We start from the raw sequence: 11,405 nt of genomic DNA, 5'->3' as shown, positions 1-11,405 counted from the left end.
TTTTATATATCAACCGAATTTGACAAAGAGCCGATGTTTATTGGGTTAATCTATGTACAGGTAATTCGCTTACGCTTGCCTATACTATGTCATACTAACATTAATTAGTCTGGATTAACTTGTTTTACAGCACCTTTTTCAAATGTGATTTGAGTGCCTTTGTCGTTAACTGAAATGACAACTGTTGTTTCATCAACTGCACGTACGACACCTTTGATGCCGCCGATTGTTGTAACGTGTTGTCCTGATTCCAAACGGTTCACCATTTCACGGTGTTCCTTTTGACGCTTTTGTTGTGGTCTGATCATGAAGAACCACATTAAAGCTAATAATGCAATAGGTAAAATAAGACCGGTTAAATTCACAAACATTACTCCTTTAATTAAAAGTTTTTAGGATTTTCTTCATTCAATCCATATTGTTCAAAGAATTCCTCTTTAAAATCTAAAAGACGATCCTCCCGAATGGCCTGTCTGATATCCTCCATTAATTTTAACAGAAAATATAAGTTATGATAAGTAGTTAGGCGTATACCAAAAGTTTCTTCTGCTTTTATTAAATGACGCAAGTAAGCTTTTGTATAGTTACGACATGTATAACAATCACAATTTTCATCAAGCGGACTTAAATCGTCTGCATATTTTGCGTTTTTAATAACCACACGACCATTAGAAGTCATACATGTACCATTTCGTGCTATACGTGTTGGTAATACGCAATCAAACATATCCATACCACGAATACTACATTCGATTAAAGCATCTGGTGAGCCGACACCCATTAAATAACGTGGTTTATCCTTAGGCATGAATTGTTCAGTAAATTCAACCATGTCATACATGACTGGTTTAGGTTCACCCACAGATAATCCGCCAATCGCATAGCCAGGAAAATCTAACTTCACTAATTCTTCAGCACTTTGCTGACGTAAATCTTTATATTCTCCACCTTGGATAATTCCGAATAAAGCTTGGTCTTCTGGTCGTTTATGTGCTTTCAGACAACGCTCTGCCCATCTTGTTGTTCTTTCGATAGAGTCTTTGACATATTTATATTCAGCAGGCATTGGCGGACATTCATCAAATGCCATCATAATATCTGAACCTAAATCATTTTGAATCTCTGTCGCTTTCTCAGGACTCAAGAATAATTTAGAACCATTTTTATGATGTCTGAAATGAACACCTTCTTCTGTGATTTTACGTAAATTACTTAAACTGAATACTTGGAAACCTCCTGAATCAGTCAGAATTGGGCCGTTCCAATTCATAAATTTATGCAAACCACCCGCGCGTTTAATAATGTCATTACCGGGTTGCAACCATAAATGGTATGTGTTGCCTAGAATGATTTGTGCATTAATTTCCCTTAGTTCTTCAGGACTCATAGTTTTAACGGTAGCTTGTGTTCCTACTGGCATAAACATAGGTGTTTCAAATGAACCGTGCGGTGTATGCACGATTCCTAACCTTGCACCGGATTGTTTACATGTTTTGATATGTTCATAAGTTACTGCAGGCATAACTTTTTCACGACTCCCTTAAATAATTAACATTGCATCACCAAAGCTGAAGAATCGATATTTCATTTCGACAGCTGTTTGGTATGCATTTAAAATATATTGTTTTGAACTGAATGCTGAAACTAACATGACAAGTGTGGACTTCGGCAGATGGAAGTTCGTAATTAAAGCATCAATAGCTTTAAACTCAAAGCCAGGATAAATAAAGATATCCGTCCATCCGCTTTGTGCTGTAAATTGGTCATGGTCTCTGCGAATCGTTTCTAATGTTCTTGTTGATGTGGTACCAACTGAAATAATACGATGTCCTTTTTGTTTTGTTTCATTTAACAAATCAGCTGTAGCTTGAGACATCTGATAATATTCACTATGCATTTTATGATTATCTATATTATCAACGTTGACAGGTCTGAAGGTACCTAAACCGACATGCAATGTTACAAATGCAAGGTTCACTTGTTTCGCTTTTAATTGTTCTAACAGCTCATCTGTAAAGTGTAAGCCGGCTGTTGGTGCAGCGGCAGAACCTGTTTCCTTCGCATAGACTGTTTGATAGCGATCTGGATCCTCTAAACGTTCTTTGATGTAAGGCGGTAATGGCATTTCACCTAATTCATCTAAACGTTCTTGTAAAATACCTTCGTAATATAAACGCATAATGCGTCCGCCTTGTTCTAATTCCTTAATACATTCTGCGATGATTTTCCCTTCACCAAATGATAATTTTTGACCCACTTTGATACGTTTCGCAGGCTTCAATAATACTTCCCAATCATTACCTTCGATTTGTGTCAGCATCAACATTTCTACTTTAGCTTTTGTATCTTCTTTTAAACCAAATAAGCGCGCAGGCATGACTTTAGTATCGTTTAAGACAAGCGTGTCACCTGGATTAAAATATTCAATAATGTCTTTAAAATGACGATGTTCAATGTCGCCATTCTTTCTATTTAATACTAATAAACGACTTGTATCTCTATCTTTTAACGGCGTTTGTGCGATTAGTTCTTCCGGTAAATGATAATCAAACTCTTCAATATTCAAAATTGTCCCTCTTTCCATGTTCAGTGCCAAAGTGTTCATAAGCTAGGGGTGTCGCTTTTCTTCCTCTCGGTGTGCGTTCTAAAAAGCCTTTTTGAATTAAGAAAGGCTCATAAACATCTTCGATTGTAATACGTTCTTCACCGATAGAAACAGCGATTGTGTCTAAACCGACAGGTCCCCCATTATATTGATTAATAATACAGCGCATCATTTTATGGTCGATATAATCTAAACCATAATCATCCACTTGTAGAAGTTGTAATGCACGTTTTGTTGTTTCAATATATATTTTGTCGTCTTCATTGACTTGTTGGAAATCTCGAACGCGTTTAAGAAGACGGTTGGCAATACGTGGTGTACCTCTACTACGTTTCGCAAGTTCTGCAGCGCTCTCTTCATCAATTTCTGTTCCTAGTACTTCTGCAGTTCGCTTAATAATATCTTCTAGTTCATCCTCATTATAAAACTCCAAACGTAAATGAACACCAAAGCGATCACGTAAAGGGCCCGTTAAGCTGCCGGCTCTTGTCGTTGCACCTACTAATGTAAATGGAGGCAAATCAATACGAATACTGCGCGCTTCTTCTCCTTTGCCGATCACGATATCTAAATAGAAATCTTCCATTGCAGGATATAAAACCTCTTCAACTACACTGCTTAAACGATGAATTTCATCAATAAACAAAACGTCACCTGGTTGCAAACCTGAAAGGATTGCTGCTAAATCACCAGGTCGTTCTATTGCTGGTCCAGTGACTGTTCTGATGTTTACACCCATTTCATTCGCAATGATGTTTGACAAGGTTGTTTTACCAAGTCCAGGGGGGCCGAATAATAAAACATGATCTAATGGCTCCTCACGCATCTTTGCTGCTTTTATAAAGACTTCTAAATTAGCTTTAATTGATGCTTGACCGATATATTGTCTTAGTAAATGTGGTCTCAATGATAATTCAAAAGAATATTCATCATCATGGACCGTTTGATCTACCATTCTGTCATCCATTGTGTCCCCTCCTTTTGACTTATTTTTAAGAAACTAATATTTTCAAACCTGCTTTAACCGCTTCATCCACTGATTCAAACTGCTCTGTACTCAATTTCTTTTCAACTTTTTTCAATTCACGCTTAGAATAACCTAATGCTTCTAATGCAAGCAAGGCTTCTTCTAGGACTGGTGAATTGCCGGATACAGTTGTATCAGGTTGCTGTAATAAAGTATCTGCACTTTCATCTGTGATTTGAACTTTACCTTTTAAATCTAAGATGATTTGACGTGCGGTCTTCTTACCGATACCTGGGAATTTTGTTAAATACGCTTCATTTTCATTTTCTATACCGATTTTCACTTCATTAGGCGTACTTGCAGCTAAAATTGCCAATGCCGATTTTGGACCAATACCTGTCACTTTATTCAAGCTTAAAAACATTTCTTTTTCTTCTTCTGATATAAAACCATACAACAACTGTGCATCTTCTCTAACAACTAAAGACGTGTAAATTACTACTTCTTGTTGAAATGAAGATTGAAAACGATAAGAGTTCGGTGTTTGGATTTCATAACCGACACCATTCGTTTCCACCACCACGTGTGTTGGGAACAATTGTGTTAATTGACCTTTAATATATGCGTACACGCCGTCACTTCCTTACATTGACATACTGATTATTTCTACTTTATAAACATTTTCAATGTTTCGTAATGCAAAAATCACATCTTCAATCGAAGTCTGACTGCCTGCAGTATTTAAAGACAATGTGATTGTTGCTTTATCTTCCATCGGAATACTTTGATGAATCGTTAAAACAGACATGTGAATTTGAGAAATCGTATTAAGAACTTGTGCAAGCATACCAACCTTATCATGTACATAAAGAATGATAGTGAATTCTCTTGTATCTTCTACCTTTTCATCAATTGGAAAGATAGTATCTTTATACTTGTAAAAGGCACTACGAGATAAACCGTATTGTCTGACTGCTTCATAAATAGACAAATGCGGATTTTCTTTTAATGCATCTTTAATTTGCAATGTTTTAATGACAGACTCTGGAAGTACATCTTCTCGTATCAGATAGAACTTTTTCACTTGTTTATCGTTCACTTAGACACCTCTATTCAACGAATTCAAATTCTCCGCCTAAAATTCTTACGATATCTCCATTTTTCGCACCACGTTCTCTTAATGCATCATCAATACCCATTGAACGCATTTGACGCGCAAAACGTCTAACTGCCGGGTCACTATTGAAATCAGTCATATGGAACATTCTTTCAATTGCTTTACCGCTGACCACAAATGCTGCATCATCATCACGTGTAATTGTGAATGCATCTTGTGATGGCGTGTGTTTGTATAATACACGGTTCACACCTAATGCTTCATCATCTTCTTTAGAGAAATCAACATCTTTATACTCTTCTAGTTTATCAGCAATCGCATAAAGTAATTGATCAAGATTTTCTCGTGTATAAGCAGAAATTGGAATAATCTCTACATCGTCACCAACTTCAGACTTAAAGAGTTCTAAATTATCTTGCGCGTCTGGCAAGTCCATTTTATTTGCGACGATGATTTGTGGACGATCTTCTAAACGTTGACCGTAAGATTTTAATTCATTGTTAATAGTTTGGTAATCTTCATAAGGGTCTCTGCCTTCTGATCCACTCATGTCAATCACATGTACAATGACTTTTGTTCTTTCAACATGACGTAAGAATTGATGTCCTAAACCGACACCCTCTGAAGCGCCTTCAATTAATCCAGGTAAATCAGCCATAACAAAGCTACGACGGTCAGGTGTTGAAACAACACCTAAATTTGGTTTAATCGTTGTGAAATGGTATGCTCCGATTTTAGGCTTTGCTTTTGAGACTGTTGAAAGCAATGTAGATTTACCCACACTTGGGAAACCGACTAAGCCAACATCTGCCATTAATTTTAATTCTAATGTGACTTCAATTTCTTCACCCGGTTCACCATTTTCACTGAAATCAGGTGCTGGGTTTCTTGGTGTTGCAAATCGAGAGTTGCCTCGACCACCACGTCCACCTTTAGCGACAACGGCACGTTGTCCATTTTCTACTAGGTCAGCGATGACTTCATCCGTTTCAACTGCTTTAATAATTGTGCCTGGTGGGACTCTTAATACTAAATCTTCCGCATTTCTACCATGCATGTTACTACTTTGGCCGCCTTCACCACGTTTGGCTTTGAATTGGCGTTGATATCTGAAATCGAGTAATGTACGTAACCCTTCGTCTACTTCAAAAACTATAGATGCACCGCGACCGCCGTCTCCGCCTGCCGGGCCTCCGAAAGGAACATATTTCTCTCTTCTATATGCAGTGATACCGTTACCGCCATCGCCTGCTTTTAATAATATTTTAACTTGATCGACAAACATGTTTCTCACCTCTTTTATATATATTTTCTAATGCAATATCTAGATTATTATATCATTCTTTATGTACGCTTAGAAATAAAGACAAAAATAAAACACCAGAAGTTAAACTTCTGGTGTTGCGTCAACAAAAATTACTCAGCTGCAGCGTATACTGAAACTTGTTTTTTGTTACGGCCTTTGCGTTCGAATTTAACAACGCCGTCAATTTTAGCGAATAATGTGTCATCGCCGCCGCGACCTACATTTTCACCAGGGTAGATTTTAGTTCCGCGTTGACGGAATAAAATTGATCCACCTGTTACGAATTGTCCGTCAGCACGTTTAGCGCCAAGACGTTTAGATTCAGAGTCACGTCCGTTTTTAGTAGAACTTACCCCTTTTTTCGATGCGAAGAATTGTAAGTTTAATTTTAACATCTGGATACACCTCACTTATAATTTAATTTTATATTATCGTGGTACTCGTCTTCAATAGTTTGAAGTGATACGAGCATTGCTTGCAAAATCAATTGCGCTTGTTCATCGTTTACGTTTACACTTCTGAGATGGAAATAGCCTCCATCATCGTCATAATCTATGTCAGGTCTTTCAGATGTTAATCCGAGGATAGCATTGACACTTCCGAATAAAACCGCTGAAGCGCCAGCACAGACAATATCATGACCATACTCGCCATGTTCAGCATGACCATCCATGATGACATCTGTTACTTGACCCTCTTCATTAAACGAAACGTCTATCTTAATCATGATTAAGCGTTGATTGCGTCGATTGTTAATTTAGTGTATGGTTGACGATGGCCTTTTTTACGTTTATAGTCTTTACGACGTTTGTAAGTAAATACAGTGATTTTCTTACCGCGACCTTGTTTGTTTACTGTAGCTGTTACTGTCGCACCTTCAACTGTTGGCGCACCAACTTTGACTGCGTCTCCACCTACAAATAAAACTTTGTCAAAAGTGAAAGTGTCACCTTCGTTTACATCTAATTTTTCAACGTAAATTTCTTGACCTTTTTCTACTTTAATTTGTTTACCGCCTGTTTCGATAATAGCAAACATACTTTGCACCTCCTATAAAATAAGTCACGCCATATATAGGTGATACACTTGGTATACTTAAACCTATATTTGAGCGGTTGTATGTAGCTATAAACTACTCAACTGCTAAAGCTTACCATCCCTAGGCTTTCCTGTCAATTGGCAAATCTAATTTTTTGATTAATTTTTTAATCAAGCTAAAAACAATCACCAATAACAGTAAATTTACGAAAGCGGTTGGTAATAACCGGAATAATAAAAAGTCCCAAAGATTAAATTTAATTAATCCTAATAAACCATAAATTAATGCTTGGTAAATTTCAAAGATGATTGTAAACAGCCAAACACCAATGAATACCATCGTATGATCTCGATAGTATACTTTGAAAAAGAAATCCATCAAAATCACAAACAATAAATAACCAAATGTATTTAAACCATAGATTGTTCCATAATATAAATCAGTAGTTAATCCGAAAATTATCGCAAGTACAACTGCGATACTTGGTTTTTTATAGATGGTAATAATCAACAAATACATCAACAATAAATGCGGTACGAAGATAATCCCTCTTCCACCGATTTGCATCGGTATCACTAAAGCGATTAATGAATCAAGATAGAACAATACAGCCCCAATTAAAAAATAGTAAAACGCACGCATTATTCATCACCGCTTTCATCAGGAAGTGTTTTCGGATCGCGTTGTGCAACATAAACATGATCTAAGCCACTTAAATCTGCCGCTGTTTTTACTCTCACTTCTTTTGAAAGCCCATATTGATCATTTTCTACTTTAGTAACTTCACCGATATATAAGTTGCTTGGTATTTGATTCGCTAAACCACTTGTCACAACTTTATCGCCTTTTGCGATTTTATCCTTATTATCAATATCACTGATAACTAATTCATTTGTTTTTCTATCATAATGGTTAATCAACCCGAAGATTTTTTTAGAATCATGTTGAATATTAACTGAAAGTTTACCATTACGAGATGAAGTTGAAAGCAAATCTACTTGAGCAGAAAACTGATTGACTTTGACAACTCTGCCGACTAACCCTTCAGCTGTAATAACAGCTTGGTTTTGTTTGATTCCGGCTTTTTTCCCTTTATCAATAATCGCTTTATTCATCCATTGGTCTGGATTTCTAGCAATTACTGTTGCGCTGAGAGGTTCGTATTTAGAGATGTCTTTAATATCTAATTCTTTACGAAAACCTTCATTTTCCGCTTTCAATCTCTCATTTTCTGCCTCTAATTGTTTGATTTTATTTTTATCCTCTTTTGATGTTTTTCCATTGAATAAACCGTCAATTGAACCTGTTACTATATGTAATGGATAAGATAATACGCGTTGAGGAACGGACACGGTATCACCGACATATTGTTCCACAGGCGATTGGTGATGTGATCTGATCGATAACCCTATTAACGATATAAATAGAATCAGGGAACAGAAAATAACAATCAATTTGTTATTTTTAAAAAACTTGGACAACCTGAACACCTCTATTAACTCAATTTTTCATATCTCACTATATTTTATATTATTATACACCTTAGTTAAAGTGCCAACTGTACCTGGTAAAAAATACTTAAAAAAAGAGCATCAGCAATTCATTTGAAATCGGCTGATGCCCAAAAAATATCTTCATTCTATTTTAATTAAAAATCAGCTGTAAATGTTCATATACACTATCTAAGTCAGAATCATTATTTCTTGTTGCTGTCTTCTTTTTCATCTTCTTTATACAGGGTTTCTTCTTTTCTCCAGTTCTCAAACAGCTTTTGCGCTTTTGATTGTTCAGCAGCGTTTTTTCCATTTGTTTGTTTACTCATTAAAGAACACCAAACCTCTCTATCAATGATTCAACACAAGGGTAACGTAAGACTGTATTATTTTCAAGATAATGCACTATAGAAACAACTCGATTTATTTAAAATAAGCTACAGGGTGCATTTGTATATTTTGCTGCATCGCTTGTAAGTCTTGATGCAGTTCAATTTCCGTTGCGTAAATACGTAATTCATCAGAACCGAATTTGTACATGATAAATTGATTGCCACGTTGCCCAATTAAATAATTATCATTATAGCCCATTCTGCTTAATCCGCTGACATCCATAAACTCTTCTTTATTCAATATGTTAAAGATGTTCTTAGTCTGACTTGCGGGCATATTATTCAAAATATCATTTTTTTCTACAACATAACGTTGGCCAGGTTTGAAATCTTCAATTGGTACATTACCGCCTTGATAAGATGAATAGGTAGTTTTATTGCTGATTGGATTCCATTCTTGTTCTTTTAAAAACGGTGCATATTTCAACGCAAAAAAGACAATTACAATGATGCATCCGACTGCTATAATATTTTTAATGATGTTAAATAGAAAACGCATCCTCACACCGTCCCATTCTTAATGATTTCATTGTACGCTTTTTTACGAGAATTTTCATCAGACTAGAGAACGACACTTGATTTAAATCCCAAGACCGATGCATCCACAATACATTTCAGTTACACTATATGTAAAGGAGTTGCAGCCATGTCAATTTTAACAATTATTTTACTCGTATTATTGATTGGTCTACTCTTCAGAGTAGGTGTTTCATTACTACGTTTTATCATAAAAATTGCGATTTTCGCTTTAATTATTTATTTAGCTTATCAAGGGATTATGTGGATTCTGAACTATTTTCAAATGCATCCATTTTAAATCAAAGCATATTTACTACATTCCGATAACACCTTCATGTCGTGTTATCGGTTTTTTAATCATCAAAATACCCCGCTTCAACCAAACTCAAATACTTCGCATCTCCAATAATTATATGATCAAGCAATTCAATGCCAAGCACTCTGCCACACTCTTGCAATCGTTTTGTTGTATGAATATCTTCTTTTGAAGGTGTCACATCACCAGACGGATGATTATGTACCACAATAATCGCATTGCTCGACCACTTAATAGCTGCTTTAAATACCTCTCTAGGATGCACCACAGAAGAATTCAAAGTTCCTACAAAGATGACTTCATGACGAATTACAATATTCTTTGAGTTCAAAAATAATACCTCAAACTGTTCATGTGTTAAATGCATCATCCTCGATAAAAAATAATCCGCCGCATCTTGGGGTGAATTAATTTTTACTTTCTCTTTTTGATCCGGCGCATTCATACGTTCACCTAGTTCAAACGCTGCCTTTAAAATCACCGCTTTATACATACCGATACCTTTCACATCCATCAAGTCATTTAAAGACAATAGTTTTAAATCTTTAAGCTTCGTTGTTAAATTTAATAAATCTTGCGCAACTTCGATACTAGACCGCCCTTTTCTGCCAGTATTAATCAATATGGCAAGCAACTCGGACTCAGATAAGTGTTGTGTTCCTTTAGCTATAAGCTTCTCTCTAGGTTTATCGCAATCAGGTAAGTGTTTTATATTCAAAATGAAACCTCCGTTTAATAAAAGTGAAGTATAAATAATAAGTTAGGATAAAAGATAGAAATAGTTAAAAAGCTGATAAAAATAAAAGGGATAAGCGGCACCTCTAATATTCTACGCTTCGTGAACAAGCGAAACATTATCATAAATAAACCACCAATAATAAAAGTCATACAGAATATCATGAGGAAAAATAAATAAGGAAAGACGAGACTGAGTAAAGTAAAAATTAAAATGTCACCGTACCCTATCGCATGAGGTGCAAGTATAAATAAAATGTGAAGCAAAATTACAATACCAATTTGCGTTATAAACACCTTTGGCGCTAAGGCTATGACAACTATAATAAAAATTAAAACAAAGTGGACGGGAATCGTATGTGTATGCATATCATACAGTGCAGCAACGAGCAGAAATAAATATAAAGCAAGAAATAACGCAGAAGATGGGTAAATTACATTGAAAACAAGCAAACCGATTGGCAATAACGCACATAATTCACCAATAACATGTAATTTAGAGAGTTTGTGCCTACAATACCGGCATTGACCTTTTAATATCACAAAACTAATAATCGGTACTAAATCATACCATTTTAAATCATGATGACACGTTTCACATTTTGAACGTTGTTTCATATAACTGAAGTTTAATGTTTTAACAAAACACAGTTGATACAAAAAACTTTCAAGCACTGAAGTGATTAGGACAGCTACAATAACGTGCAGAAGCTTCACCTACTTTCTAAAATATCAACGTTATTATACGTGCTAGGAAGGTCATTTTCAAATAGTATGTATAAAATATTTTATTTTAATTTTTTACAAACAAACACCATATATAATTGTCATTTTTACATGAAGAAAACATTAAAAACTCCTTCTGAAATGGCCGTGAATAAACGGCTCTCTGTCAAATAGGACTGGTGAGCTAAAA

General features: G+C 35.6%; 17 protein-coding genes and 1 other annotated feature. Of the genes, 1 reads left to right on the top strand and 16 read right to left on the bottom strand.

Annotation, left to right across the window (positions count from 1 at the left end):
* Nucleotides 1-104: 104 nt before the first annotated feature.
* The 14 genes from yajC to HMPREF3270_RS10895 all read right to left on the bottom strand — a co-directional run bounded on the left by yajC (nucleotide 105) and on the right by HMPREF3270_RS10895 (nucleotide 9,418).
* Entirely contained in the window at nucleotides 105-365 is a 261-nt protein-coding gene (gene yajC, locus HMPREF3270_RS10955) for a preprotein translocase subunit YajC (RefSeq protein ID WP_002481121.1), read from the bottom strand.
* Nucleotides 366-382: 17 nt separating this feature from the next.
* Nucleotides 383-1,522, bottom strand: coding sequence for a tRNA guanosine(34) transglycosylase Tgt (gene tgt, locus HMPREF3270_RS10950; RefSeq protein WP_002481122.1), 1,140 nt, complete (start codon nucleotides 1,520-1,522; stop codon nucleotides 383-385).
* A gap of 18 nt (nucleotides 1,523-1,540) precedes the next feature.
* On the bottom strand, nucleotides 1,541-2,566 hold the full coding sequence (gene queA, locus HMPREF3270_RS10945; RefSeq protein WP_070848588.1) for a tRNA preQ1(34) S-adenosylmethionine ribosyltransferase-isomerase QueA: 1,026 nt from the start codon (nucleotides 2,564-2,566) through the stop codon (nucleotides 1,541-1,543).
* Nucleotides 2,556-3,572: a Holliday junction branch migration DNA helicase RuvB gene (ruvB, locus tag HMPREF3270_RS10940; protein WP_023016070.1), complete on the bottom strand. Its 1,017-nt coding sequence runs from the start codon at nucleotides 3,570-3,572 to the stop codon at nucleotides 2,556-2,558. Before ruvB ends, queA begins: the two co-directional genes overlap by 11 nt.
* 25 nt (nucleotides 3,573-3,597) lie before the next feature.
* A complete protein-coding gene (gene ruvA / locus HMPREF3270_RS10935) occupies nucleotides 3,598-4,203 on the bottom strand; it encodes a Holliday junction branch migration protein RuvA (protein ID WP_002481125.1) in 606 nt (201 codons plus the stop codon).
* Between the two features lie 12 nt (nucleotides 4,204-4,215).
* Nucleotides 4,216-4,671 carry an ACT domain-containing protein gene (locus tag HMPREF3270_RS10930; RefSeq protein WP_002481126.1) on the bottom strand — a complete coding sequence of 152 codons (456 nt, stop codon included), beginning with the start codon at nucleotides 4,669-4,671 and terminating at the stop codon, nucleotides 4,216-4,218.
* A gap of 10 nt (nucleotides 4,672-4,681) precedes the next feature.
* On the bottom strand, nucleotides 4,682-5,974 hold the full coding sequence (gene obgE, locus HMPREF3270_RS10925) for a GTPase ObgE (protein ID WP_070848587.1): 1,293 nt from the start codon (nucleotides 5,972-5,974) through the stop codon (nucleotides 4,682-4,684).
* 131 nt (nucleotides 5,975-6,105) lie between these two features.
* A complete protein-coding gene (gene rpmA, locus HMPREF3270_RS10920) occupies nucleotides 6,106-6,390 on the bottom strand; it encodes a 50S ribosomal protein L27 (RefSeq protein WP_002481128.1) in 285 nt (94 codons plus the stop codon).
* Between the two features lie 11 nt (nucleotides 6,391-6,401).
* The gene (locus HMPREF3270_RS10915) at nucleotides 6,402-6,722 is read right to left on the bottom strand and encodes a ribosomal-processing cysteine protease Prp (RefSeq protein WP_002481129.1); all 321 of its coding nucleotides are present in this window, start codon (nucleotides 6,720-6,722) and stop codon (nucleotides 6,402-6,404) included.
* Between the two features lie 2 nt (nucleotides 6,723-6,724).
* Nucleotides 6,725-7,033 (bottom strand): 50S ribosomal protein L21, encoded by a 309-nt coding sequence (gene rplU / locus HMPREF3270_RS10910; protein WP_002481130.1) that lies wholly within the window; start codon nucleotides 7,031-7,033, stop codon nucleotides 6,725-6,727.
* A gap of 12 nt (nucleotides 7,034-7,045) precedes the next feature.
* Nucleotides 7,046-7,122: a sequence feature (ribosomal protein L21 leader region), on the bottom strand.
* 32 nt (nucleotides 7,123-7,154) lie between these two features.
* Complete coding sequence (gene mreD / locus HMPREF3270_RS10905; protein ID WP_060804784.1) at nucleotides 7,155-7,676, bottom strand: rod shape-determining protein MreD; 522 nt, start codon at nucleotides 7,674-7,676, stop codon at nucleotides 7,155-7,157.
* Nucleotides 7,676-8,515 carry a rod shape-determining protein MreC gene (gene mreC, locus HMPREF3270_RS10900; protein ID WP_070848585.1) on the bottom strand — a complete coding sequence of 280 codons (840 nt, stop codon included), beginning with the start codon at nucleotides 8,513-8,515 and terminating at the stop codon, nucleotides 7,676-7,678. Before mreC ends, mreD begins: the two co-directional genes overlap by 1 nt.
* A gap of 215 nt (nucleotides 8,516-8,730) precedes the next feature.
* Nucleotides 8,731-8,856, bottom strand: a complete 126-nt coding sequence (locus tag HMPREF3270_RS14255) for a hypothetical protein (RefSeq protein WP_002481133.1) — start codon at nucleotides 8,854-8,856, stop codon at nucleotides 8,731-8,733.
* A 94-nt stretch (nucleotides 8,857-8,950) separates the two neighbouring features.
* Entirely contained in the window at nucleotides 8,951-9,418 is a 468-nt protein-coding gene (locus HMPREF3270_RS10895) for a DUF4930 family protein (RefSeq protein ID WP_070848584.1), read from the bottom strand.
* Nucleotides 9,419-9,565: 147 nt separating this feature from the next.
* On the opposite strand from HMPREF3270_RS10895, the gene HMPREF3270_RS14005 reads away from it, so the two are divergent.
* Nucleotides 9,566-9,736: a hypothetical protein gene (locus HMPREF3270_RS14005; RefSeq protein ID WP_002481135.1), complete on the top strand. Its 171-nt coding sequence runs from the start codon at nucleotides 9,566-9,568 to the stop codon at nucleotides 9,734-9,736.
* 55 nt (nucleotides 9,737-9,791) lie between these two features.
* Here HMPREF3270_RS14005 and radC read toward each other — a convergent pair whose 3' ends face one another.
* Nucleotides 9,792-10,472, bottom strand: a complete 681-nt coding sequence (radC, locus tag HMPREF3270_RS10890) for a RadC family protein (protein WP_070848583.1) — start codon at nucleotides 10,470-10,472, stop codon at nucleotides 9,792-9,794.
* Between the two features lie 14 nt (nucleotides 10,473-10,486).
* Nucleotides 10,487-11,164 (bottom strand): prepilin peptidase, encoded by a 678-nt coding sequence (locus HMPREF3270_RS13645; protein WP_158257834.1) that lies wholly within the window; start codon nucleotides 11,162-11,164, stop codon nucleotides 10,487-10,489.
* Nucleotides 11,165-11,405: the final 241 nt, after the last annotated feature.

The organism is Staphylococcus sp. HMSC65H10 (assembly GCF_001839185.1).
Taxonomy (GTDB): Bacteria; Bacillota; Bacilli; order Staphylococcales; family Staphylococcaceae; genus Staphylococcus; species Staphylococcus simulans.
The sequence above is the reverse complement of the archived record's forward strand: the minus strand, read 5'-3'. Positions and strand labels throughout refer to the sequence as shown.